21 protein-coding genes, 1 tRNA gene and 1 rRNA gene are annotated in these 23,772 nt (G+C 72.2%); 9 read left to right on the top strand and 14 right to left on the bottom strand.

The window, feature by feature from the left end; genetic code table 11:
• Window position 1: 1 nt before the first annotated feature.
• Window positions 2-1,450, bottom strand: a complete 1,449-nt coding sequence (locus tag L2K70_RS16295; RefSeq protein WP_236403588.1) for an RNB domain-containing ribonuclease — start codon at window positions 1,448-1,450, stop codon at window positions 2-4.
• 51 nt (window positions 1,451-1,501) lie between these two features.
• Between L2K70_RS16295 and yaaA the strand changes: the two genes are divergently transcribed.
• On the top strand, window positions 1,502-2,281 hold the full coding sequence (gene yaaA, locus L2K70_RS16290; protein ID WP_236403585.1) for a peroxide stress protein YaaA: 780 nt from the start codon (window positions 1,502-1,504) through the stop codon (window positions 2,279-2,281).
• Window positions 2,282-2,446: 165 nt separating this feature from the next.
• Here the strand turns inward: yaaA and L2K70_RS16285 are convergent, their stop codons facing one another.
• The 8 genes from L2K70_RS16285 to L2K70_RS16250 form a co-directional block, all read right to left on the bottom strand.
• Window positions 2,447-3,535, bottom strand: coding sequence for an FUSC family protein (locus L2K70_RS16285; RefSeq protein WP_236404678.1), 1,089 nt, complete (start codon window positions 3,533-3,535; stop codon window positions 2,447-2,449).
• A gap of 20 nt (window positions 3,536-3,555) precedes the next feature.
• Window positions 3,556-4,296, bottom strand: coding sequence for a zinc ribbon domain-containing protein (locus L2K70_RS16280; RefSeq protein WP_236403581.1), 741 nt, complete (start codon window positions 4,294-4,296; stop codon window positions 3,556-3,558).
• Between the two features lie 28 nt (window positions 4,297-4,324).
• Window positions 4,325-5,125, bottom strand: coding sequence for a Nif3-like dinuclear metal center hexameric protein (locus tag L2K70_RS16275; RefSeq protein ID WP_236403579.1), 801 nt, complete (start codon window positions 5,123-5,125; stop codon window positions 4,325-4,327).
• Window positions 5,126-5,134: 9 nt separating this feature from the next.
• Window positions 5,135-6,676 carry an AMP-binding protein gene (locus L2K70_RS16270; RefSeq protein ID WP_236403575.1) on the bottom strand — a complete coding sequence of 514 codons (1,542 nt, stop codon included), beginning with the start codon at window positions 6,674-6,676 and terminating at the stop codon, window positions 5,135-5,137.
• A 78-nt stretch (window positions 6,677-6,754) separates the two neighbouring features.
• Window positions 6,755-6,829 (bottom strand) — tRNA-Val (locus tag L2K70_RS16265).
• A 205-nt stretch (window positions 6,830-7,034) separates the two neighbouring features.
• Window positions 7,035-7,508: a peroxiredoxin gene (locus tag L2K70_RS16260; RefSeq protein ID WP_236403570.1), complete on the bottom strand. Its 474-nt coding sequence runs from the start codon at window positions 7,506-7,508 to the stop codon at window positions 7,035-7,037.
• Complete coding sequence (locus tag L2K70_RS16255; protein WP_236403569.1) at window positions 7,505-9,157, bottom strand: AMP-binding protein; 1,653 nt, start codon at window positions 9,155-9,157, stop codon at window positions 7,505-7,507. The genes L2K70_RS16260 and L2K70_RS16255 overlap by 4 nt, the downstream gene beginning before the upstream one ends.
• On the bottom strand, window positions 9,154-9,543 hold the full coding sequence (locus L2K70_RS16250; protein WP_236404676.1) for a DUF3052 domain-containing protein: 390 nt from the start codon (window positions 9,541-9,543) through the stop codon (window positions 9,154-9,156). The genes L2K70_RS16255 and L2K70_RS16250 overlap by 4 nt, the downstream gene beginning before the upstream one ends.
• Window positions 9,544-9,791: 248 nt before the next feature.
• On the opposite strand from L2K70_RS16250, the gene aceE reads away from it, so the two are divergent.
• A complete protein-coding gene (aceE, locus tag L2K70_RS16245; protein ID WP_308195836.1) occupies window positions 9,792-12,587 on the top strand; it encodes a pyruvate dehydrogenase (acetyl-transferring), homodimeric type in 2,796 nt (931 codons plus the stop codon).
• 24 nt (window positions 12,588-12,611) lie between these two features.
• Here aceE and L2K70_RS16240 read toward each other — a convergent pair whose 3' ends face one another.
• Complete coding sequence (locus L2K70_RS16240; RefSeq protein WP_236403566.1) at window positions 12,612-13,418, bottom strand: helix-turn-helix domain-containing protein; 807 nt, start codon at window positions 13,416-13,418, stop codon at window positions 12,612-12,614.
• A gap of 106 nt (window positions 13,419-13,524) precedes the next feature.
• Between L2K70_RS16240 and L2K70_RS16235 the strand changes: the two genes are divergently transcribed.
• Window positions 13,525-13,902 (top strand): VOC family protein, encoded by a 378-nt coding sequence (locus L2K70_RS16235; protein ID WP_236403565.1) that lies wholly within the window; start codon window positions 13,525-13,527, stop codon window positions 13,900-13,902.
• A 13-nt stretch (window positions 13,903-13,915) separates the two neighbouring features.
• Here L2K70_RS16235 and L2K70_RS16230 read toward each other — a convergent pair whose 3' ends face one another.
• A complete protein-coding gene (locus L2K70_RS16230; protein ID WP_236403559.1) occupies window positions 13,916-14,902 on the bottom strand; it encodes an alpha/beta fold hydrolase in 987 nt (328 codons plus the stop codon).
• A 183-nt stretch (window positions 14,903-15,085) separates the two neighbouring features.
• On the opposite strand from L2K70_RS16230, the gene L2K70_RS16225 reads away from it, so the two are divergent.
• The 6 genes from L2K70_RS16225 to L2K70_RS16200 all read left to right on the top strand — a co-directional run bounded on the left by L2K70_RS16225 (window position 15,086) and on the right by L2K70_RS16200 (window position 21,754).
• A complete protein-coding gene (locus L2K70_RS16225) occupies window positions 15,086-16,270 on the top strand; it encodes a PucR family transcriptional regulator (RefSeq protein WP_236403557.1) in 1,185 nt (394 codons plus the stop codon).
• An 80-nt stretch (window positions 16,271-16,350) separates the two neighbouring features.
• Window positions 16,351-17,535: an acyltransferase domain-containing protein gene (locus tag L2K70_RS16220; RefSeq protein WP_236403554.1), complete on the top strand. Its 1,185-nt coding sequence runs from the start codon at window positions 16,351-16,353 to the stop codon at window positions 17,533-17,535.
• Window positions 17,535-18,548, top strand: coding sequence for a beta-ketoacyl-ACP synthase III (locus L2K70_RS16215; RefSeq protein ID WP_236403551.1), 1,014 nt, complete (start codon window positions 17,535-17,537; stop codon window positions 18,546-18,548). Before L2K70_RS16220 ends, L2K70_RS16215 begins: the two co-directional genes overlap by 1 nt.
• A gap of 76 nt (window positions 18,549-18,624) precedes the next feature.
• Entirely contained in the window at window positions 18,625-18,870 is a 246-nt protein-coding gene (locus L2K70_RS16210) for an acyl carrier protein (protein ID WP_056599877.1), read from the top strand.
• A 108-nt stretch (window positions 18,871-18,978) separates the two neighbouring features.
• Complete coding sequence (locus tag L2K70_RS16205) at window positions 18,979-20,232, top strand: beta-ketoacyl-[acyl-carrier-protein] synthase family protein (protein WP_236403542.1); 1,254 nt, start codon at window positions 18,979-18,981, stop codon at window positions 20,230-20,232.
• 82 nt (window positions 20,233-20,314) lie between these two features.
• Complete coding sequence (locus L2K70_RS16200) at window positions 20,315-21,754, top strand: acyl-CoA carboxylase subunit beta (RefSeq protein WP_236403539.1); 1,440 nt, start codon at window positions 20,315-20,317, stop codon at window positions 21,752-21,754.
• Window positions 21,755-21,826: 72 nt separating this feature from the next.
• Here L2K70_RS16200 and L2K70_RS16195 read toward each other — a convergent pair whose 3' ends face one another.
• From L2K70_RS16195 to rrf, 3 genes are all read right to left on the bottom strand, one after another.
• Entirely contained in the window at window positions 21,827-22,306 is a 480-nt protein-coding gene (locus L2K70_RS16195; RefSeq protein ID WP_129479707.1) for a DUF3145 domain-containing protein, read from the bottom strand.
• A 190-nt stretch (window positions 22,307-22,496) separates the two neighbouring features.
• Complete coding sequence (locus L2K70_RS16190; RefSeq protein ID WP_236403538.1) at window positions 22,497-23,483, bottom strand: tetratricopeptide repeat protein; 987 nt, start codon at window positions 23,481-23,483, stop codon at window positions 22,497-22,499.
• 121 nt (window positions 23,484-23,604) lie between these two features.
• Window positions 23,605-23,722 (bottom strand): 5S ribosomal RNA (gene rrf / locus L2K70_RS16185).
• Between the last annotated feature and the right edge of the window lie 50 nt (window positions 23,723-23,772).

The following is a 23,772-nucleotide window of genomic DNA, read 5'->3' as shown; positions in this document are numbered from 1 at the left end:
CTCAGGCGAGCTCGAACGACACCGAGCGCGACGCCGGGTCGGCCTGCACGAGCCTGACCTGCACCTCCTCGCCCAGCGGGAGCTCCGAGGAGGACGACACCTTCGCCTCGATGGCCGGCTCCTGGATGGTCACGTCGCCCTTGGTGGGGTCCTTCTCCTCGACCTCGACGACGACGGCGCTGAAGGTCTCCCCGACGCGGTCCTTGAGCAGCTCGGCCTCGCAGAGGTCGACCACCGCGTTCTCGTACGCGTGCGCGCGACGGCCGGACTCGCTCATCGTGTCGGGGAGCTCGTGCATCGCCGCGAGCACCCACTCCGGTACGTCGGTGCCCGCACACAGGGCGACGCAGATCTCGCCGGCGTAGCGGTCGACCAGGCGGCGCAGCGGCGCGGTGACGTGGGCGTACTCCGCGGCGAGCGCCGCGTGCTGCGGCTGCTCGGGCAGCTCGCCGTTGAAGGTGACGTAGCCGGCGCCGCGCAGCAGTCGCGTGCACGCCACGATCATCGCGGCGTGGGTCGGCTTCGACGGGTCGAGCGTGCGGATGAAGTCGGGGTAGAGCTGCTCGGCCGGCCAGTCGATGCCGAGCGCGCGGGCGGTGCGGTGCAGCCGCTGGACGTCGCGCGGGTCGGCCGGCGGCAGGGTGCGGAGGATGCCGACGCGGGCGTAGACCATCAGCGAGGCCGCGGCGAAGCCGGTCAGCAGGGAGATCTGGGCGTTCCAGTTCTCGACCGCGGACAGCCGGCGGAACTCCAGCTCCCAGTGCCCGTCGTTCTCCACGAGCTCCTGCTCGGGCAGCGGCAGCGAGACGCCGCCGCGTGCGGCCTCGCGGGCCAGCCGCAGCTCGCCGACCTCCTGCAGCAGGCCGACCAGCTCGCTCGCCCGGCCGGCGTCGACGTCGGCCTGCACGCCCTCGTAGGTCAGCTGCTCGCGCGACCTCACCCGCGCGCGCCGCACGTCGACGTCGCTCCTCTGACCGGTCTCGTCGAGCTTGATCGTCCACAGCAGCGCGGGTCGTACCTCGTCGGGCAGCAGCGACGCAGCCCCCTCGCTCAGCACCTTCGGGTGCAACGGGATCTTGGAGTCCGCGCCGTAGAGCGTCTCGCCGCGCCGGTTGGCCTCGACGTCGACCGGGTCGCCCGGCGAGACGAACGCCGCCACGTCGGCGATCGCGTAGTGGACGACGTAGCCGTCACCGTCGCGCTCGATGTGCATCGCCTGGTCGAGGTCCTTGGCGCCCTCGGGGTCGATGGTGACGAGCTCGATGTCGGTGCGGTCGAGCTCGGGCAGCCGCGGGTTCGCGGCGGCCTCGGCCGCGGCCTTCTCGACCGCGTCGGGGAACGTCGGCGAGAGCCTCTGCTGCTCCTGGATCGCCGCGATGCCGTCGCGCATCTCCTGCGCGGTCACGCTGTCGCCGCTCGCTCGGACCTTCACCACACGGTTGCTGGGCATGGCCCGACCCTAGCCACTCGCCCAGACCCCACGGTGCCTACGCTTGCGCGCGTGCTGATCCTGCTGCCGCCCAGCGAGGGCAAGACCGCTCCCCGCCGCGGCAAGCCGCTCGACCTGGCCTCCCTGTCGTCGCCGACGCTCACGGAGACGCGTACGACGCTGCTGCAGGCGCTCACCGACCTGTGCCGTGACGACCCCGAACAGGCGGCCACGGTGCTCGGCCTCGGCCCGAGCCAGCGCGACCTCGTCGAGCGCAACGCCGTACTGACCTCGGCGCCGACCGCGCGCGCGGACGCGATCTACACCGGCGTCCTCTACGACGCGCTCGGCTTCGACAGCCTCTCCCCGGCCGCCCGCCGGCGCGCGACCGCCCGGGTCGCGGTCACCAGCTCGCTCTTCGGCATCGTCCGTCCCGGCGACCGGATCCCGGCCTATCGGCTCTCCGGCGACGCCACCCTCCCCGGCACCGGATCGGTCGCCGGCGCCTGGCGCGACGTCCTCGGCGGAGCCGTCCGCGACGCCGTCGGCACCGGGCTGCTGGTCGACCTCCGCTCCGGGACGTACGCCGCCTTCTGGCGGCCCGAGCCCGACCTCGCCCGCCGGGTGGCGACCGTCCGCGTCCTCCACGAGTCCGGCGGCAAGCGCACGGTCGTGAGCCACTTCAACAAGGCGACCAAGGGTCGCATCGTCCGCGCGCTGCTCGAGGACGGCGCGAACCCCGGCACCCCCAAGGCTCTGGCGGCCACCCTCGAGCGCCTCGGCTGGACCGTCGAGGTCGGCGACCCCACGCCCAAGGGCACCCAGCTCGACGTCGTCGTGACCGAGGTCTGAGCCGGCCCGAGCGGTGGCCCACCCACATTCGTGGGCCGGAGAATGTCGCTCGGCCACCGCCGAGCGGCGTGTCGCCGTACGACGCACCGGTGAGCGGTGCTCCAGCGACGTTCGAGCGGCCCCGAATGTGGCTCCACCACCGCCCGAGCGGGCGCCGGGTCCGGGCTAGCGCAGCGGGATCGCGTCCGTCGCCTCGAGCGGGTCCATCCCGCACATGGCGAGCAGGTCGGCGATGATCGAGCGGACCTGGGCCAGGATCACCTCCGCCGACAGGTCGTCACTGTGCTCGACGGTCGCCGTCGCGTGGGCGAGCGCGATGAGGTCGTCGATGACGGCGGTCGCCATCCGGTCCTCCACGAGCTCGGCGGCCACGCGGTCGGCGAGCCCGGCGAGGTCGCGCATCAGGGCGGCGTAGGACGCGGGCACGGGTTCGCGGCGGTAGCAGGCGACCGCCACGCGCCGTACGACGACGCGGGTGTTGCGCAGGGCCACGTCGAGCGGCTCGACGAGCTCGGCGAGCTGGCGCTGGTGCTCGCCGTGGTGGCGCCGGAAAGGAGATGAGCTGACGACCGACAGCCCCTCCTCGGACGCCGCCCGCAGCTCGGCGATCAGCTGGTCGGTCGAGCGGGCGTCGCGGAGGACCGCGAGCGCCTTCTCGACGTCGCCGTCGCCGAGCCGGTCGGCGGAGCACCGCAGCAGCTCGGCGATCTTGCGTACGACGACCGCGGCCTGGTCGCGGGGCCGGCGCAGCGGCGCGCGGGGCACGACGGTCGCAGCGACCAGCGCCACCCCTCCGCCGATCAGCGCGTCGGTCCACCGGAGGAACGCAGCACCCGGCGCCGGGGCGAGCGCCGCGACGACAATCCCCTGCACGGCGGCCTGGATGACGATGAGCTGGGCGGCGTCGAGCAGCAGCGCGATGGACATCCCGCACGCCACCACGATCGCGATCTGCACCCCGCCCGAGCCGATCAGGTGGGTGAGCGTGTCGCCGAGCAGGACGCCGAGCGCTACGCCGATGGTCACCTCGGCGACCCGGCGCTGGCGCTGGCCGTAGGACATCCCGAGGGACACCACGGCGGCGATGGGTGCGAAGAACGGCGTGGCGTGGCCGAAGAGGTCCTTGGCCAGGAACCAGGCAACCCCGGCGGCGACCGCGCACTGGCCGATCACCCAGCCCTTCGAGCGCAGCCGGGCGACGCGGGCGCGCAGCGACATGCGGCTCCGCGCGGCGAACAGGTCCGCGTCGGGCATGCGCACGGGAGAGGCTCCTCTCAGAGCCCGGACTCGTCGGTGCGCACCAGGATGCGCTGGCACTCCTCGCAGCGGATGACCTCGTCGGCCGGTGCCGCCTTGATCCGCGAGATCTCGGACGCGTCGAGGGTCATGTGGCAGCCGCCGCACTGGCGGGCGCGCAGGAGCGCGGCGCCGACGCCCTTCTGCTCGCGCAGCCGCTCGTAGAGCGCCATCAGGTCGTCGGGCAGTCCCTCGGCAGCCGGCCCGCGGGCGCCGGTGACCTCGGTCAGGGACGCGTCGATCGCGGCCTGCTTCTCGTCGCGCTGGGCGACCAGCTCGGCGATGCGGGCGTCGAGGTCCTCGGCGCGGATGCCGAGGCCGTCAAGGACCTGCTGCGCCTCCTCGAGCGCCTCCATCACCTCGAGCTCGGCGTCCTCGAGCGTGCTGATCCGGCGCTCGAGGGAGACGAGCTCGTGCTGCATCCGCTCGAGGTCCTTGGGGTTCGTGATCTGCCCGCTGTCCATCCGGGAGCGGTCGCGCTCGCGCCGGGTCCTCACCTGCTCGACCTCGCGGTCGGCCTTGGCCTGCTCGACGGTCAGGTCGTCGACGACGATGCGGGCGTCGCGCACCTGGTCGGTCAGCGCGGTCCGCTCGGAGGTGAGCGTCGCTATCTCGGCCAGCTCGGGCAGGTGCGCGCGCTGGTGCCGCAGCTGCGCGGCGCGCGAGTCGAGCTCGGCGACGTCGAGGAGCTGGACCTGGTGGGTGGGATCGGCCTTCAACGGCTCTCCTGTGTCGTGCTCGAGTGGTTCAGTGGCGGAACGTCCACGGGTCCGTGCACCGCGTGCTGACCCTGGTCTCGACCCTATCGCCCAGCGTCTCGCGCAGCCGAGCCTCCACCACCGGCAGCCACGTCCACTCCGCCGCCCAGTGCGCGACGTCGACCAGCGCCGCTCCCCCGTGCTCGAGGAACTCCCCCGCGCGGTGGTGCCGCAGGTCGCTGGTGACGAAGACGTCGACGTCCTCGCCCACCAGCCCGTCGAGCAGGAAGTCGCCGGCGCCGCCGCACACCGCGACCCGTCGTACGACGCGGTCCGACTCCCCTGCCACCCGTACGCCGTGCGCCGTTGTCGGCAGCGCGTCCGCGACCCGTGCCGCGAAGGCTCCCAGCGTCGTCTCGTCGACCGTCCCGACGCGCCCCTGGCCCGTGGCAGACCCCGGCGCAGCAGGCACGATCGGCGCGAGGTCGCGCAGCCCCAGGGCGTACGCCATCGACTCCGAGACGCCGGACAGCGCCTGGTCGGCGTTGGTGTGTGCCGCCAGCAGCGCGCAGCCGCCCGACATGAGCGTGTGCAGCGTGCGGCCCTTGGGCGTGGTCGCGGCGACCGAGCTGACCGGCGTGAGGAACAGCGGGTGGTGCACGACGACCAGGTCAGCGCCCCACTCCACCGCCTCGTGCGCGACCTCGAGGGTCGGGTCGACGGCGAACATGACCTTGCCGACCTCGGCCTCCGGGTCGCCCACGACCAGGCCGACGGCGTCGAAGTCCATCGCCGTGGCCGGCGGGTACCACTCGTGCAGCAGGTCGACGACGTCCTCAAGCGTGGGCATGCGGGGAGGCTAGTTGACCTGCCGCTCCTGGCCCTCCCAGTAGGGCTGCCGCAGCTTGAACTTCTGCAGCTTGCCGGTCGCGGTCCGGGCCAGCTCGTCGCGGAACTCGATCGAGGTCGGCGCCTTGTAGCCGGCGGCCTTGTCCTTGCACCAGGCGATCAGCTCGGCCTCGTCCGCGCTCTGCCCCTCCGCGAGCACGACGAGCGCCTTGATGGTCTCGCCCCACTTCTCGCTCGGCACGCCGATGACGGCGACCTCGGCCACCGCCGGGTGCGAGAACAGGACGTCCTCGACCTCGATCGACGAGACGTTCTCACCGCCGGTGATGATGACGTCCTTCTTGCGGTCGCTGATCGTGAGGTACCCGTCGTCGCCGATCGTGCCGCCGTCTCCGGTGTGGAACCACCCGTCGCGCAGCGCGGCGCTGGTCTCGTCGGGCCGCTCCCAGTAGCCGTCGAGGATGACGTTGGACCGGGCCAGCACCTCGCCCTGCTCGTCCACCTGGAGCCGTACGCCGATGGCAGGCGCGCCGGCGCGGGTGAGCTTGCGGGCCTTCTCCTCGGCCGGGTCGTCGTCCCACTCCGAGCGCGAGCGGTTCACGGTGAGCAGCGGGGAGGTCTCGGTGAGGCCGTAGATCTGCATGAACTCCCAGCCGAGCTCCTCCTCCACGCGCACGATCGTCTTCGTCGGCGGGGGAGCTCCGGCCATGATGATCCGCACCCGGTCGCGGCCCGGGATCTCGCCCTCCCACGTCTGCGCGGCCTCGAGCACCGCCGCGGCCACCGCCGGCGCGGCGCACATCACCGTCACGCCGTGCTGCTCCACGCGGCGCAGGATCTCGGCGCCGTCCACCTTGCGGAGCACGACCTGCGGCACCCCGAGCCCGGTCATCGCGAACGGCATCCCCCAGCCGTTGGCGTGAAACATCGGCAGCGTGTGGAGGTAGACGTCGCGGTCGGTGACGCCGGCATGGAGGCCGAAGGTCACCGCGTTGGTCCAGAGGTTGCGGTGCGTCAGCTGCACGCCCTTGGGCCGCGCAGTCGTGCCGGAGGTGTAGTTGATAGTGGCGGTCGCGTTCTCGTCCGGCTCCCAGGTGCGCGGCTTGGTGCCGGGCGCGGCGAACATCGACTCGTCCTCGCCCAGCACGAAGGTCCGCTCCACGTCGATGCCCTTGACCGTGTCGACGAGCTCAGGGTCGACGTAGAGCACGCGGGCGCCGGAGTGGGCGACGATGTAGGAGATCTCGTCGGGCCGCAGCCGGAAGTTGATCGGCACCAGCACGCGGCCGGAGCCGCACACGCCGAAGAACGACGTCAGCAGTCGCGACGAGTTGTGGCTCAGCACGGCGACCCGGTCGCCGACCTCGAGGCCGAGCTCGTCGAGCTTGGCCGCCTGCCGCTGCGCGAGGTCGTACATCTCGCGGTAGGTGAGCCTGCCCCCGTCGCCGAGGGGCGCGGCGGGCTGGTCGGGCTCGTCGGTGGCGCCGGTGCGATCGCCGTAGACCGCGGCGGCGCGCTCGATGAAGTCGGAGACGCTGAAGGGGACGATCATGCGCCCACTCTGGCACGCGCTGGTTGGCGCCGGGATGGTCGAAGCGGGACGGGATCTGGCGAGATCACGTGAGATCGGTGGTGCGTCGGGACGGTTTCGAACCGCCGACCGCTCGGGTGTAAACCGAGTGCTCTACCGCTGAGCTACCGACGCGGGACGGCACACACTACGGGAGCCGCGAGGCGCCGCCGAAACGGGCGGCCGGCCCTGAAATGAAATGAGTTGAGCCGCTGGCGTCTCGGGTCACCAGCGGCTCAACAAGAAGAAGATTACACGACCGCCCAAGACCCGTGAGGGAATCGCCAAAACGTCCCCGATCGGTCTAGACCGGAGGCGGGATCCACGCCCAGCAGGAGCCTCAGGAGGCGGCCGCGTGGAGCTCGCGCAGGTGCTCGTCGAGGTCGCGCCCGTCGGGGTTGGCGTTGTGCACCGACCACCGCAGGCGGCCCTGCCGGTCCACGACGTACGACGACCGGCGCGGGGCACCCTTCCTCGCGTCGAAGACCTCGTAGGCCGAGGCCACCTCGCCGTGGGGCCAGAAGTCGGAGAGCAGCGGGAAGTTGAGCCCCTCCGCCTCCGCGAACGTCCGCAGCGCGTAGACCGGGTCGCACGACAGCGCGAGCACCTCGGTGTCGAAGGTCAGGAACTCGTCGAGCCGGTCACGCACACCCGACAGCTCGCCGGTGCAGACGCCGCTGAAGGCGAACGGGAAGAACATCAGCGCGACGGCCTTGCGGCCGCGGAAGTCGCTGAGCCGCACGTCCTGCCCGAACTGGTCGCGCAGCTGGAAGTCGGGGGCCTCGTCACCGATGCACAGCCCCTCGCGCGTCAACCCTGGTCCCCATCTGCGTCGGCGCCGGCGTCGGCCAGCTCGCGCTTGAGCACCTTGCCGGTCGCGTTGCGTGGCAGCTCGTCGAGGAACACGATGTCGCGCGGCACCTTGAAGCGCGCCAGGTGGGCCTTCACGTGGTCGCGCAGCTGCTCCTCGGTGACGTCACCCGAGCGGACCACGAAGGCCCGCAGCCGCTGGCCGTAGTCGGGGTCCTCGACGCCGATCGCCGCGACCTCGCGCACGTGCTCGTGGGCGACGAGGCAGTCCTCGACCTCCTGCGGGAAGACGTTCTCGCCGCCGGAGACGATCATGTCGTCGTCGCGGCCGGCGACGTGGAGGCGGCCGGCCTCGTCGTAGTAGCCGACGTCGCCGGACGACATCAGGCCGTCGACGACCTCCTTGTGCCCGCCGTTGGTGTAGCCCTCGAAGAGCAGGCCGTTGCCGACGAAGATGCGTCCGGTCTCCCCCTGCGGGAGCTCCTCGCCGTCCTCGCCGAGGATCTTCACGACCGTGCCGTAGGGCGGCTTGCCCGCCGACGACGGGTCGGCGCGCAGGTCCTCCGGCGTCGCGATCGAGGCGTAGGCCACCTCGGTCGAGCCGTAGATGTTGTAGAGGTTGTCGCCGAAGCGGTCCATCCACGCCTCGGCCAGCGTCGCGGGCAGGGCCGAGCCGGACGACGCGACGACCTTGACGCGCGACAGGTCGATCCGGTCGAGCACCTCGCTGTCGAGCGCCAGCATCCGCTGCAGCATGACGGGGATGACCACCATCGACTGGCAGCGCTCGTCCTGCGTGGTCCGCAGCGCGGTCTCCGGGTCGAACGAGCGCCGCAGCACGACGGTCGAGCCGAGCAGCATCGCGAGCGCCAGGTGGGCGAAGCCCCACGTGTGGAAGAGCGGCGCAGCGATGTGCGTGCGCCACCCGGCGCGCAGCGGCATCCGCGACAGCAGCGACACCGCCGCGTCGATGCCGGCCTCGTTGCGGGGCGCGCCCTTCGGCGTGCCGGTCGTCCCGCTGGTGAGGATCACGATGCGGGCGTGGCGGTCGGGCGGCTGCAGGTCGCTCTCGTCGTACGACGTCACGAGCTGCTCGAGCGTCTCGAGGCCGTCGGGTCCGGTGTCACCGTCCGTCCAGGCGAGGAGCCGCTTCTCGACGTGGGCGCCGGAGAGCAGACCGGTGAACTCCTCGTCGTGCACGACGAGGGTCGGCGCCTCGCGCTCGAGGACGTCGACGAGCTGCGGTCCGGCGAAGGCGGTGTTGAGGTAGAGGAGGTCCGCGCCGAGCTTGGCGACGGCGATCGAGATGTCGACGAACCCGCGGTGGTTGCGGCACATCACCGCGACCGAGTCGCCCTCCTGGACGCCACGCTCCGCGAGCGCGCGGGCCAGCGAGTTGGACCGACGCTGCAGCTCGCCCCAGGTGAGCTCACCGAGCTCGTCGATGATCCCCACCTGGTGGGGCGAGCGGGCGGCCAGCGTGGCGAAGCCGCCGGCGGGACCGGTCCCCCACCGCGCGACGGTGAGGCCGATGCTGGCGAGCGTCCGGGGTCCGTAGGGCCGGATGACGCCGGCCCTGCCGAGCACGCGGACGGTCGTGGCCGCGCCGGACAGGGTGCCGGAGATCGTCCCGGCCAGGTCGCGCCCGCTCACGCGGGGGTCTTCGGCGCGACCAGTCGCGTGGCCTGCCAGTCCTTGCTGACGGCTGCGGTCGTGGTCTGCGAGAGGCCGGCGATCGGCGCGGCCTCGGTGACGTCGGCGGGGTCGACGGTGCCGGAGCGGCCGACCTTGGGCGTGAGCAGCCAGATCGAGCCGCCGCCGACGAGGTCGGTCAGCGCGTCGACGAGCCCGTCGACCAGGTCACCGTCGTCGTCGCGCCACCACAGCAGCACCGCGTCCACGACGTTGCCGTAGTCGCCGTCGACCATGTCGGCGTCGATGGCGTCCTCGACCGCGACCCGCAGCTCGTCGTCGGTGTCCTCGTCCCAGCCGAGCTCCTGCACGACCATGCCGGGCTTGAGACCGAGACGGTCCCCCATGCCGGTCGCCTGGGCGCTGTCGCCCACCGTCGAGCTCACGCTGTGCCTCCGATGTCCGGGTCCGCGACGGACTGCCCGCCGAGGTGCCCCATAGTCCACAGGAACACCGGATGCGCCGCAACCCCGGCCCGTCAGGTGGTCTGGCGTCGGGGCCGCGAGGAGCCGTCGTACGGACGCCGCTGGGGACCGGGCGCGGGACTACCCGCGGGTAGATTTCTTGGCGCCGACACGCGTGACACGATGAGCGGGTGAGTGACGCCGAGAAGTCCGACGACAAGGTGAGCAAGAACCCCGGGATCGCGTCGGTGATCCACGAGGGCCTGCCGACCCAGCTGCCCGACATCGACCCCGACGAGACCCAGGAGTGGCTCGCGTCCTTCGACGCGCTGCTCGACGACCGGGGCCGCGACCGGGCCCGCTACGTGATGCTGCGCCTGCTCGAGCGCGCCCGTGAGAAGCAGGTCGGCGTCCCGGCCCTGCGCTCGACCGACTACATCAACACGATCCCTCCGGAGCGCGAGCCGTGGTTCCCCGGGGACGAGGAGACCGAGCGCCGCATCCGCGCCTTCATCCGCTGGAACGCGGCCGTCATGGTGTCCTCGGCCAACCGCAAGGGCCTCGAGGTCGGCGGCCACATCGCCACCTACCAGTCGTCGGCGAGCCTCTACGAGGTCGGCTTCAACCACTTCTTCCGCGGCAAGGACCACGAGGGTGGCGGCGACCAGATCTACATCCAGGGCCACGGCTCGCCGGGCGTCTACGCCCGTGCGTTCCTCGAGGGCCGCCTCAGCGAGGAGCAGCTCTACCGCTTCCGCCAGGAGGTCCAGCACGGCAAGGGCGCCGGCCTGCCGTCGTACCCCCACCCGCGGCTCATGCCCGACTTCTGGGAGTTCCCGACCGTGTCGATGGGCCTCACCGCCATCGGCTCGATCTACCAGGCGCGGTTCAACCGCTACCTCGACAACCGCGGCATCAAGGACACCAAGCAGCAGCACGTCTGGGCGTTCATGGGCGACGGCGAGATGGCCGAGCCGGAGTCGCTCGGCGCGATCCGCGTGGCCGCACGCGAGGAGCTCGACAACCTCACCTGGGTGATCAACTGCAACCTGCAGCAGCTCGACGGTCCGGTCACGGGCAACGGCAAGATCATCCAGGAGCTCGAGGCCAACTTCCGCGGTGCCGGCTGGAACGTCATCAAGGTCGTGTGGGGCCGCGAGTGGGACGCGCTGCTGGCGCGCGACGTCGACGGCGTCCTGGTCAACCGGATGAACTCCACGCCCGACGGCCAGTTCCAGACGTACTCGACCGAGGACGGCGCCTACGTCCGCGAGCACTTCTTCGGGGGCGACCCGCGCCTGCGCAAGATGGTCGAGCACATGTCGGACCAGCAGATCGAGAAGCTGCCGCGCGGTGGCCACGACTACCGCAAGGTGTACGCCGCCTTCGACGCCGCGACCAAGCACACCGGTCAGCCGACCGTGATCCTGGCCCACACGATCAAGGGCTGGACGATCGACGCGCTGGAGGGCAAGAACGCCACCCACCAGATGAAGAAGCTGACCCTCCCGGACCTCAAGAAGTTCCGCGACCGGCTCTACCTGCCGATCAGCGACCGCGACCTCGAGGAGTCCTACGAGAACACCGGCGGCGCGCCGTTCTTCCACCCGGGCGCCGACGCACCCGAGATCGAGTACATGCTCGAGCGCCGCAAGGCCCTCGGCGGCTCGATCCCCCGCCGCGTCAACCGCGCCACCGCGCTCAAGCTGCCCGGCGACGAGCTCTACGCCGAGCTCAAGCAGGGCTCGGGCAAGAACAAGTTCGCCTCCACGATGGCCGTCGTCCGCCTGCTGCGCGACTGGATGAAGGACCCCGAGATCGGCGAGCGGGTCGTGCCGATCGCGCCCGACGAGTACCGCACGTTCGGCATGGACTCCATGTTCCCGAGCGCCAAGGTCTACAACCCGGGCGGCCAGCAGTACGAGTCGGTCGACCGCAAGATGCTGCTCTCCTACAAGGAGTCGGCGCAGGGCCAAATGCTCCACGAGGGCATCTCCGAGGCGGGTGCGATGGCGTCGGCCACGGCCGCCGGGTCGGCGTACTCCACGCACGGCGAGCACATGATCCCGTTCTACATCTTCTACTCGATGTTCGGCTTCCAGCGCACGGGCGACTCGATCTGGGCGATGGCCGACCAGCTCGCCCGCGGCTTCCTCATCGGCGCCACCGCGGGTCGTACGACGCTCACGGGCGAAGGCCTGCAGCACGCGGACGGGCACTCGCCGCTGCTCGCCTCGACCAACCCGGCGGTCGTCCACTACGACCCGGCGTTCTCCTACGAGATCGCGCACATCATGCAGGACGGCCTCGAGCGGATGTACGGCTCCGGCGGGCCCGACGGCCAGGGTGAGGACGTCATCTACTACCTCACCGTCTACAACGAGCCGGTCTCCATGCCGGCCGAGCCGTCCGACGTCGACCGCGAGGGCATCCTCAAGGGCATCCACCGCGTCTCGACCGCTGAGGGCGACGGCCCGCGGGTCCAGCTGATGGCCTCCGGCGTCGGCTACCCGTGGATCGACGAGGCCGCGCGGATTCTCGCCGAGGACTGGGGCGTGAGGTCGGACCTGTGGTCGGTCACGTCGTGGAACGAGCTGGCGCGCGACGGTGCCGCGGCCGAGCAGTGGAACCTGCTCCACCCCGGGGAGGAGCGCCGCACGGCCTACGTCGCGGACAAGCTCGCCGGTGCGCCCGGCCCGGTCGTTGCCGTGTCCGACTACATGCGGGCCGTCCCGCTGCAGATCGCGCGCTGGGTGCCGCAGGACTACCGCGTCCTCGGCGCCGACGGCTTCGGCTTCGCCGACACCCGTCCGGCAGCCCGCCGCTTCTTCCACATCGACGCCGTCAGCGTCGTCGTCCAGGCCCTCCAGGCGCTGGCCGACGCGGGCGAGATCGAGCAGTCGAAGGTCGTCGAGGCCTCCGAGCGCTACAAGATCGACGACCCGACCGCGACGAAGGACATCAAGCAGGAGGGCGGCGACGCCTGAGCGTCACCCCGCACCACTGGTGGGCTACGCCTCCTTCGCGTAAGCGGCGGGAGGGTGGCCCACCAGCTGCGTGAAGGCCCGGATCAGGTGCGACTGGTCGGCGTAGCCGAGGCGGGCCGCGAGCCCTGCCCAGTCGACGTCGGCCTCCCCGTGCGCGGCCGACACCACGTCGAGCAGCCGGAACCGTTGCACGACCCACTTGGGCCCGATCCCGACGTGCGAGTGGAAGCGTCGCTGGAGGGTGCGCAGGCTCGTGCCGGCGATCTCGGCGAGCTGCTCGGCCCGCACCAGGTCGGTGTCCTCCTCGGCTCGCTCGACCAGCGTCGCCAGCTCCTCGACCTTTGGGTCGGTCTCGGGCTCGAGCCGGCGCAGCCAGGCGGCCAGCACCGCAGCGCCGTCCTCCGGCCGCTCGCTGGCCAGCACCGTGGCCGCCACGGCGCGGTCGTCCACCCCGAGGACGTCAGCCACCGTGGCCTCACGTCCCTCGAGGTCGCCGACGTCACCCCGGAGGAACGGCCGGAACCCCGCCGGCCTGAACCCGGCCGCGATCGTCTGCCCCTGACCTTCCAACCGACGGCTGAACATGCGCGGGCGCACCCCGTTGACCAGAAGACGCGGCTCGCCTGCCACGAGCTCGGCGGACACGTGCACCACCGGTCGCGGCACCACCTCCTGCTCGTGGGGCTCTGGCGTGTCCCAGCGGACCCACCAGAAGTAGTCGACGAGGTGGGCGAGGTCGACGTCCGGCTCGATCCGCCCGACCCGGATCCGCTGCTCGGCGGTGCTCGGACGCAGCACGGCTGCCTGGACGCGAGCGGTACGGGATGGCACGACGCCAACCTAGGCGGGCGCGCCGACAGCGGCTGTCGCCTTTGTCCAAGCCACGCACGTCGTGACGGAGGAGGCTGGTCGCGAACCCGACCCACGAGGAGGAACAGTGCCGGACAAGACCGCACGGATCGCGATGGTGACGCTGGACTGCGCGGAGGTGAAGCCGTCCGCCGACTTCTGGTCCGCCCTGCTCGGCTGGGAGGTCGCGGCCAGCACCGATGACTACGCGATGCTCACCGGCCCGGACGGCAGCCCGGCGCTCGGGCTCGGGCGCACCGACGACCACCAGCCGCCGAGCTGGCCCGACAGCGGACGCAAGCAGTTCCACCTCGACCTCGCGGTCGACGACATCGACGCGATGGCCGACCGCGCCGTCGAGCTCGGCGCCACGCTCGCCGACCCGCAGCCCGGCGAGACCTGGAAGGTCCTCATCGACCCGGCCGGCCACCCCTTCTGCCTGACCGACGCCGCCAACTGGGGCTGAGCGTCGTACGGCGTCAGGCGCCGGCTGCGCGTCGTACGGAGTGCACGGGACGTACCGGCGCCGAGCCGGCCTGCGCCTGGACGGGCTGCACCGCTGCGCCCTCGTCGAGGAGCTCGCGCCAGCGCTCGCGGTCGTAGTGGCTGGGCTCGGTCGAGCGGATGAAGTCGCGCACGATCCTGGCGAAGCGCTCGGGGTGGTCCTTGTGCGGGAAGTGGCCGGCGTTGGGCAGCACCTCGACCCGGGCCGTCGGCGCGAGCGCGCTCGCGTTGCTGGCGTGCGAGACCGGGATGACCTGGTCGTCCGAGCCCCACACGACGCACATCGGCATCGCCTCGGTCAGGTAGGCGCGGTCGGCCATCGTGACGACCTGGCCGCGCCAGTCGACGACGGCCCGCACGACGTGCGCGATCGCCGCCCGCGCCCGCGGGTCCTTGAACGAGTCGTAGATGTCGGCGACCTCGTCGAGGTCGCGCAGCTGGCTGATGCCGGTGGCCGCGAGCACGCGCATCGCAGCAGTCGTCACGTGCCGCACGCCGGGCGCGGCCAGCACGGACATCACCTGGTGGAAGCCGGGCGTCGTGATCGCGCGGATCGCCGGGCTGACCTCGGGGCCGAGGCCGCCGGAGGCCACGAGCACGAGCCGCTCGGCACGCTCGGGGAACTGGTAGGCGAACTGCATCGCCACCCCGCCGCCGAAGCTGTGGCCGACGACGGTGACGCGGTCGATGCCGAGCACGGTGAGCAGGTCCCGCATGCCGTTGGCATAACCGCCGAGGCTGTAGTCCGCCCGCGGCTTGTCGGACTCGCCGTGGCCGAGCAGGTCGGGCGCGATGACGGTGTGGGTGCGCGCGAGCGACTCCATCACCGGCGCCCAGGTCGTGTGGTCGCAGCCGAGGCCGTGCAGCAGCAGGAGCGCCGGGCCCGATCCCATCCGTACGTAGGCGCGCCGGTGGCCGTGGATGACCGCGTGCTGGACCTGCGGGCTGCTGCGTCGGGGCACTCGACCTCCACCTCTCGAACCGGCACGGGTCCCGACCGGACGGAGGGACAGGTTGGCGATTCAACCAGAGCATCGGCGCCCGTGGCCTCCACGCCCGGTGACGATGCCAAGTCGTGACCTGACGCCCGTTCCCCCGCCTTCGTGGGAATCCCACTACGCGCCGTGCGGCACTACAGTCGGGGCATGACCGCCTCCCGCCGGCGCTCCGCCGAGGCCCTGCGCAGCTCCTCGGGGCAGCTCAGCACGGCCGCGACCGCGCGGATGGCGAGCGACCTGCCGTGGTTCGACGACCTCAGCGCCGAGGACCGGTCGTGGGTCGGGCTCATCGTCCAGGCCGGCATCCGCGGCTTCGTGGAGTGGTACGACGTCGAGGCCGGCGCACAGGGCGACGCCGCGGTCCACCACCCGCTCGACGTCGTCGTCTTCGGCGCCGCACCCCGTGAGCTCACCGGCGTCATCTCGCTCCAGCAGACCGTCGAGCTGGTCCGGCTCAGCATCCGCGTGGTCGAGACCAACATCGACTCGATCCTCGACCCCGAGGACGTCCGCGAGGTGCACGACGCCGTCCTCCTCTACGCCCGCGAGGTCGCCTTCGCCACGGCGGCCGTCTACGCACGCGCCGCAGAGTCCCGCGGCGCGTGGGACGCCCGCCTCGAGGCGCTCGTCGTCGACGCGGTCGTGCGCTCCGAGGCCGACGAGACCGTGCTGTCGCGCGCGAGCGCCCTCGGCTGGGGCGCCCACGGCGACGTCGCCGTCGTGCTGGGCGCCGTACCTCCCCACCGGGCGGAGCTCGACGTCTTCGAGTCCGTACGACGCTCGGCGCGCGCCGGCGACATGGACGCGCTGTGCGCCATCCAGGGCGACCGGCTGGTCGTCGTGCTGGGCGGCGTCACCGACCCGCTCAAGGCCGCGACCCGGCTGCTCGACCACTTCGGCGACGGGCCCGTGGTGGTCGGCCCGGTGACCGCCGACCTCGCCGAGGCCAGCGCGTCGGCGCGCGCGGCGCTGTCCGCCCACCGGGCGGCCAGCGGGTGGCCCGACGTCCCCCGGCCGGTCGAGAGCCGCGACCTGCTGCCCGAGCGCGTGCTGGCCGGCGACGGCCACGCCCGCCGCCACCTCGTCGACGATGTCTACCTGCCGCTGGTCGCGACGCGGGGCGCGCTGCTCGAGACGCTCGCCGCCTGGTTCGAGCACGGCGGGTCGATCGAGGGGACGGCCCGCGCGCTCTTCGTGCACCCCAACACCGTGCGCTACCGGCTGCGCCAGGTCACCGACGTCACGGGCTGGTCGCCGACCCGCCCCCGGGAGGCCTTCGCCCTCCAGCTGGCGCTGATCCTAGGGCGTCAGTCCGGCCGGACGGAATTGTAGGAACCCTACAAGGATTGGCGGGCGAGTTTCGTCGGTGCCGGACCCGCGTCCCGCCCCGGCGACCCGGCACAGTTGACCTCGTGCTCGTCATCGTCGCTCCCGGCCAGGGGGCCCAGACCCCCGGCTTCCTCACGCCCTGGCTGGAGGACCCGACCTTCGCCGCCCGGTTCGACTGGCTGGCCACGGTCGCCGGCATCGACCTGGCCCACTACGGCACCGAGGCCGACGCGGAGACCATCCGCGACACCAAGATCGCCCAGCCCCTGCTGGTCGCCACCGGCCTCGTCGCGGCGCTCGACCTCTTCCCGCACCCGGCGGACGCCTTCGCCCGCATCGGTGCGGTCGCCGGGCACAGCGTCGGTGAGCTGACCGCCGCCTCGGGCGCCCGGGTCATCACCGCCGAGCAGGCAATGGTCCTGGTGCGCGAGCGCGGCAACGCGATGGCCGACGCGGCCGCGACGACCGCCACCGGCATGACCGCGGTCCTCGGAGGAGACCGCGACGAGGTGCTCGCGGCGATCGAGCGCCACGGCCTCACCGCCGCCAACGACAACGGTCCCGGCCAGGTGGTCGCCGCCGGCACGATGGAGCAGCTCGCGGCGTTCGCCGAGGACGGGCCGGAGAGGGCCCGCCTGATGCCGCTGAGCGTCGCCGGCGCCTTCCACACCTCGCACATGGCACCCGCCGTCGACCGGCTCTCCTCGCTGGCCCGCTCGGTGTCCACCCACGACCCACGCACCCCGGTCATCTCCAACCGCGACGGCCAGGTCGTCCACGACGGACGCGACGTGCTGCGCCGGATCGTCGGCCAGATCGCCAACCCCGTGCGCTGGGACCTCTGCCTGGAGACGATGAGCGACCTCGGCGTCACCGGCATCCTCGAGATGCCGCCCGCCGGCACCCTGACCGGCATCGCCAAGCGCGCGCTCAAGGGCGTCGAGACCTTCGCCCTCAAGACGCCCGACCAGCTCGACGCGGCCCGTGAGTTCTGCGACAAGCACGGTGAGGCCTCGCAGATCGAGACCACCCCGACCTGGCGGATGGTCGTCTCCCCCGCCAAGGGCACGTTCCACCTCGACGCGCAGGCCGCCGAGGCCGAGGTCCTGGGCGCCGGTGCCACGATCGGCGCCGTGGCCAGCCTGCGCGACCGCACCGACATCAAGGCCGCCCACGGCGGCTCGGTGGTCGAGTGGCTCGTCGAGGACGGCGACCTGGTCTCCCCCGGCCAGCCCCTGCTCCGCCTCCACCCGGAGGGCACGCACTGATGGCTCCCATCACCGCCCCGACGGGCGCCCCCCACGCGCGCATCATGGGCATGGGCTCCTACCGTCCCACGCGCCTGGTCCCCAACTCCGAGGTCGTCGACGCGATCGACTCCAGCGACGAGTGGATCCAGCAGCGCTCCGGCATCAAGACCCGCCGCTGGGCCGGTCCCGACGAGTCCGTGCAGATGATGTCCGTCGAGGCCTCGCGCACCGCGATCGAGCGGGCCGGGCTCACCGCCGCCGAGATCGACTGCGTCGTCGTCGCCACCGTCAGCCACCTCCTGCAGACGCCCGCGGTCGCCACGGCGATCGCCCACGAGCTCGGCACGGACGGCGCGGCCGCCTTCGACATCTCCGCCGCGTGCGCCGGCTTCTGCCACGGCATCGCGATGGCCTCCGACATGGTCCGCGCCGGCAGCGCCAAGCACGTCCTGGTCATCGGCGTCGAGCGGCTCACCGACATCCTCGACCTCACCGACCGCGGCACCGCCTTCATCTTCGCCGACGGCGCCGGCGCCGCGGTCGTCGGTCCCAGCGACACCCCCGCGATCGGCCCGGTCGTGTGGGGCTCCGACGGCGAGCAGTTCGACCTCATCCGCCAGCGCGAGGACTGGCGCGACGTGGTGGGCAGCGACGACCAGCCCGGCTCCGGCGTGATGCCGCACCTGACGATGCAGGGCAACCCGGTCTTCCGCTGGGCGTCGTTCGCGATGGCCAAGGTCGGCCAGCAGGCGCTCGACGTCGCCGGGGTGTCGATCGACGAGCTCGACGTCTTCGTGCCCCACCAGGCCAACATGCGCATCATCGACGCGATGGCCCGGTCGATGAAGCTGCCCGCCTCCGTCAGGATCGCCCGCGACGTGGCCGACCAGGGCAACAGCTCGGCCGCGTCCATCCCGCTCGCGCTCGACCGCATGATGCTCGAGGGCGAGGCCCGCAGCGGCGACACGGCCCTCCTCATCGCCTTCGGTGCCGGACTGGCGTACGCCGCCCAGGTCGTCACCGTCCCCTGACCAGCAGCACCCCAGCACCACCCCCGCCTCCACCCACCCAGACCACCCAGCACCACCGAGAAGAAGGGAAGGCCCCATGGCCACCACCGAAGAAATCCGCGCCGACCTCGCCGACATCGTCAACGAGGTGGCCGGCGTCGACGCCGACGACGTCCAGCTGGACAAGTCCTTCGTGGACGACCTCGACGTCGACTCGCTCTCCATGGTCGAGGTCGTCGTGGCCGCCGAGGAGAAGTTCGGCGTGACCATCCCCGACGACGAGGTCAAGAACCTCAAGACCGTCGGCGACGCCGTCGCCTTCATCGAGCGCTCGCAGGGCTAGTCCCGAACAGCTCGCTCTCCCGCACGTCACGGGCGGCCGGCACCGCGCCGGCCCCCGTGGCCACTGGACGCAGACCACCCCCCACCGCACGGAACGGAACCCCACCAGATGCCCTCGACCCGCGTAGTCGTCACCGGACTCGGCGCCACCTCACCTGTCGGTGGGGACGTCGCCTCGACGTGGCAGGCCCTGCTGGCCGGCACCTCCGGCATCGGCTACCTCGACGACGAGTGGGTCGACACCCTCCCGGTGCGCATCGGCGGCCGCGTCGCCGTCGACCCGTCCGAGGTGCTCGAGCGCGTCAAGGCCCGGCGGTGGGACCGGTCCACCCAGTTCGCCATGGTCGCCGCCGACCAGGCGTGGGCCGACGCCGGCCTCGAGGGCTCCGGCCTCGAGCCCGAGCGCCTCGGCGTCGCGCTGGCCTCCGGCATCGGCGGCGTCACCACGCTGCTCGCCAACTACGACACGCTGCTCGAGAAGGGCGCCCGCCGGGTGTCCCCGCTCGCCGTCCCCATGCTCATGCCCAACGCCCCGGCCGCCAACGTCAGCCTCGCGTACGGCGCCCGCGCAGCGGTCCACGCGCCCACCTCGGCCTGCGCGTCCGGCAACGAGGCCATCGCGATGGCGATCGACCTGATCCGCCTCGGCCGCGCCGACGTCGTCCTCGCCGGCGGCACCGAGGCCGCGATCCACCCGCTGCCGATGGCCGCCTTTGCCAACATGATGGCGCTGTCCAAGACCGCCAGCAGCGACGACGGCCGCGACCCCGCGTCCGTCTCGCGCCCGTGGGACGTCGCCCGCGACGGCTTCGTGCTCGGCGAGGGCGGCGCCGTGCTGGTCCTCGAGTCCGAGGAGCACGCCCGCGCCCGCGGTGCGACGATCTACGCCGAGGTCCGCGGCGCCGGCATCAGCAACGACGCCCACGACATCGCCCAACCCGACCCCGAGGGTCGCGGCGGCACCCGCGCCATCAAGATGGCGCTCCGCGAGGGTGACGTCGACCCGGCCACGGTCGTCCACGTCAACGCCCACGCCACCTCGACGCCCAAGGGCGACATCGCCGAGGGCCTCATGCTGCACGCCGTCCTCGGCGAGCACGTCGACCGCTGCGTCGTCACCAGCACCAAGTCGATGACGGGCCACCTGCTCGGCGGCGCCGGCGCCCTCGAGGCGGTCGCCACGGTCAAGGCGCTCCACGACCGCGTCAGCCCACCGACGATCAACCTCGACGACAAGGACCCCGAGGTCGACCTCGACATCCCCACGTCGAAGCGCGACCTGCCGGAGGGCGACATCGTCGCGCTGAACAACTCGTTCGGGTTCGGCGGCGCCAACGTCGCCGTGGCCTTCGGCTCCGTCTGACCCCGATCCACCCCACGAAGTTCTCCTCTCCCCCGCTTCGCTCCTCCGCAGACAACTCCGCGGGGACCCCGGAAGGACCCAGATGACCACCACCGCCGCTCCCGCAGCCAAGCCCGCCAAGCTGCCCCGCGAGGAGGACCCGCGCAACCCGGTCCACCGGCTCACGGCGCTCCTCGACGAGGGCACGCTCGAGCTGATCACGCCCGACGACGACTCGGGCATGCTCGCCGCGGTCGGCCGCGTCGACGGCACCCAGGTCGTGGCCTTCTGCTCCGACGCGACCGTCATGGGCGGCGCCATGGGCGACCTGGGCTGCCGTGTGGTCGTCGACGCCTACCACCGCGCCATCACCGACGGCGTGCCCATCATCGGGCTCTGGCACTCAGGCGGGGCCCGTCTCGCCGAGGGCGTGCTGTCACTCCACGCCGTCGGCCGGATCTTCCAGGTGATGACCCAGGCCTCCGGCGTGATCCCGCAGATCTCCGTGGTGCTCGGCCCCGCCGCCGGCGGAGCCGCCTACGGTCCCGCCCTCACCGACGTCGTCATCCTCGGACCCGAGGGCCGGATCTTCGTGACCGGTCCCGACGTCGTCCGCTCGGTCACCGGCGAGGACGTCGACATGCTGCGTCTCGGCGGCCCCGAGCCGCACGGCCGACGCTCGGGCGTGGTCCACATCCTCACCGAGTCCGAGCGCGAGGCGCTCGACAAGGCCCGCACGGTCGCCGCGCTGCTCGGCGCACAGGGCAGCCTGGACGCCGACGCGGTCGAGGACCGCGACCTCAGCGAGCTCCTGCCCGAGTCCAAGAAGCGCGCCTACGACGTCCACCCGCTCGTCGAGAGCCTCCTCGACGAGGGCACCATGCAGGAGATCCACGCACGCTGGGCACCCAACATCGTCACCGCGCTGGGTCGCTTCGGCGGCCGTACGGTCGGCGTGGTGGCCAACAACCCGCTGCGGCTCGGCGGCTGCCTCGACTCGCTCTCGGCCGAGAAGGCCTCGCGCTTCGTGCGGATGTGCGACGCGTTCGGCATCCCCCTCGTCGTCGTCGTCGACGTGCCGGGCTACCTGCCCGGCGTGGGCCAGGAGTGGGACGGTGTCGTACGACGTGGGGCCAAGCTCCTGCACGCGTTCGGCGAGTGCGTGGTGCCGCGGGTGACGCTGGTGACCCGCAAGACCTACGGCGGCGCCTACATCGCGATGAACGCCCGCTCGCTCGGCGCCACGCGCGTCTTCGCGTGGCCCGGCGCCGAGGTCGCCGTGATGGGCGCCGTCGCCGCGATCCGCGTGCTGCACCGTCGCAAGCTCGCCGAGGTCTCCCCCGAGATCCGGCCGCAGGTCGAGGCCGAGCTCGCTGCCGAGCACGAGCGGATCGCCGGCGGGGTCGACAAGGCCGTCGAGATCGGCGTGGTCGACGAGGTCGTCGAGCCCGTCCGCACCCGCAGCGCGATCGCAGCCGCCATGCGGCACGAGATCGACACCGTCGGCGTACGCCGCGGGCGGCACGGCAACATCCCGCTCTGACGGAGTCGCCCAGCTAGGCGGGGCCGACCGAGACCTCCCGGCTGCGTCGCCGCAACCCATGGACGGCAGTCCTCAGACGACCTGGTGCAGCCATCGCACCGGTGCGCCCTCACCCGCGTGCCGGAAGGTCTCGAGCTCGTCGTCCCACGGCTTGCCGAGGAGTGCGTCGATCTCGTTGAGCAGGGTGGTGTCACCGAGCGCGGACTTCACGACAGCGGCCTTGAGCCGGTCCTCAGGGATGAGGATGTCGCCGTGCGGTCCGGTGATGGCGTGGAAGATGCCGAGGTCGGGCGTGCAGGAGAAGCGCGTGCCCTCCGTGGAGCTCGTCGGCTCCTCGGTGATCTCGAAGCGGAGGTGGTTCCACCCGCGCAGCGCCGACGCGACGGCGGCCGCCGTACCGGCCGTACCGGTCCACGACAGCTCGGCGCGGTAGGAGCCCGGCTGGGCAGGCTGCGGCGTCCAGTCGAGCGAGACGGCAACTCCGAGGACTCCGCCCACGGCCCACTCGATGTGCGGGCAGAGTGCGGAGGGAGCAGAGTGCACGTAGAGAATGCCCCTCGTCCCCGGACCGTCCGGGCGGGAAGCAATGCGTGTGGTCACCACGACCTCCTTGAGTTCCGACGCTCCAGATGCGCCTTCCCCAGCGGTCTGTCGTCGTTGCTCGACGGGTGTCGAGTGACACGTATGTGATTAGTGGCTCCATTGTGACCCATGGTGCGCCGGAACGCCAGCGCGCCACGGGTCAGGCCTGGCGGCTCTCCAGGGCGTCCGCGCGCCCGGCAGCGTCGGTGAGCTCCTCGGAGTCGATCGCGTGCGTGCGGTGGAACCATGCCAGGGCGTCTGCCTCGCGTCCGGCGGCCTCGAGGGTGTCGGCGTACGCGTAGCGCAGCCGCACCACCCACGGCTGGCGGCTCTTCGAGGTGAGCGGTGCGAGCTCGAGCGTGCGGAGCGCCGCGTCGAGCTGGCCCATGTCGCGCCGGGCACCGGCCTCGACCAGAGTCATCTCCGCCTTGGCCTCGGTGCTGAAGTTCGCGACGGACGGGCTCTTCGCCAGCTTGATGGCCTGCTCGGGGTTGCCGAGCGCGCGGTGGCAGTCGGCCATGATCGGCAGGTAGTCGGTGGCGCCGTTCATCCGCTTCGCCGCACGCAGCTCGGCGAGGGCGACGTCGTAGTGCCCGGCGGCGTAGGCCGCCTCCCCCGTCGCCTCACGCACGACCGCCAGTCGTGACGCGCGGGCGCGCGCGGCGAGCGTGTGGCGGTAGGCGAGCTCGGGATCCTCGTCGATCAGGACGCCGGCGGCCGCGAGGTGCCGCGCGACGCGAGCGGCGAGCTTCTCGGGCAGGCCCTTCAGCTGCGCCCGTACGCCGCGGTCCAGCTCGGCGCCGGTCACGTGCTCCGGCAGGGGCGGACCGTCGTACTCCGCCTGGTCAGCGGTGCGGATCTTGGGCTCGGCCCGGCCACGGAAGGCGCGATCCTGCCCGCCCCGGCCACCGGTCTTGCCACTGGCCGCCTTGTTGCCGCCACGGGTGGGCGCTCCGCCCTTGCCGCCGGCGCCGCGGGCGCCACCGCGCGGCGCGTCACCGCGGGAGCTGCCGCCACGACCGCGGGAGTCGTCGGAGCGTGACGACGAGCCGCCACGGCCGCCGGTCGCACCGCCCCGGCCGGCGCTGCTGCGTCCGGCTCCGGAGCCACCTCGGGAAGGTCGCTGTCCTCGACGGTCCTCGGCCACGGCCGCACTCTCCTTCGTCTCTCTTCTGCTGTGTCGGCCCCCGCCCAGGGGCCACCGTACTCACACAGGGCGTGAAATGACGCAGAGGCCACCAGATGACTGGTGGCCTCTGCCAAGTGTTGTCCGGCGGCGTCCTACTCTCCCACAACCTCTCGGTTGCAATACCATCGGCGCTGAAAGGCTTAACTTCCGGGTTCGGTATGGGACCGGGTGTTTCCCGTTTCGCTATGGCCGCCGTAACTCTTTCAACCTCGACAAACCGTGTCGCCCAGCTGGCTGTGGTCAGCCG

This window comes from Nocardioides potassii (assembly GCF_021648885.1).
Lineage (GTDB): Bacteria > Actinomycetota > Actinomycetes > Propionibacteriales > Nocardioidaceae > Nocardioides > Nocardioides potassii.
Note: the sequence above shows the minus strand (reverse complement) of the source record. Positions and strands in the feature narration are given on the sequence as shown.

What these genes read in the sequence shown, in the direction of transcription:
- L2K70_RS16225 (WP_236403557.1), top strand. Translation starts at nt 15,086, where the DNA reads ATGACCGCCTCCCGCCGGCGCTCCGCCGAGGCCCTGCGCAGCTCCTCG.
- L2K70_RS16285 (WP_236404678.1), bottom strand. Translation starts at nt 3,535, where the DNA reads ATGCCCGACGCGGACCTGTTCGCCGCGCGGAGCCGCATGTCGCTGCGC.
- L2K70_RS16250 (WP_236404676.1), bottom strand. Translation starts at nt 9,543, where the DNA reads ATGGGGGACCGTCTCGGTCTCAAGCCCGGCATGGTCGTGCAGGAGCTC.
- L2K70_RS16200 (WP_236403539.1), top strand. Translation starts at nt 20,315, where the DNA reads ATGACCACCACCGCCGCTCCCGCAGCCAAGCCCGCCAAGCTGCCCCGC.
- L2K70_RS16295 (WP_236403588.1), bottom strand. Translation starts at nt 1,450, where the DNA reads ATGCCCAGCAACCGTGTGGTGAAGGTCCGAGCGAGCGGCGACAGCGTG.
- L2K70_RS16210 (WP_056599877.1), top strand. Translation starts at nt 18,625, where the DNA reads ATGGCCACCACCGAAGAAATCCGCGCCGACCTCGCCGACATCGTCAAC.
- L2K70_RS16270 (WP_236403575.1), bottom strand. Translation starts at nt 6,676, where the DNA reads ATGATCGTCCCCTTCAGCGTCTCCGACTTCATCGAGCGCGCCGCCGCG.
- L2K70_RS16205 (WP_236403542.1), top strand. Translation starts at nt 18,979, where the DNA reads ATGCCCTCGACCCGCGTAGTCGTCACCGGACTCGGCGCCACCTCACCT.
- L2K70_RS16275 (WP_236403579.1), bottom strand. Translation starts at nt 5,125, where the DNA reads ATGCCCACGCTTGAGGACGTCGTCGACCTGCTGCACGAGTGGTACCCG.
- L2K70_RS16215 (WP_236403551.1), top strand. Translation starts at nt 17,535, where the DNA reads ATGGCTCCCATCACCGCCCCGACGGGCGCCCCCCACGCGCGCATCATG.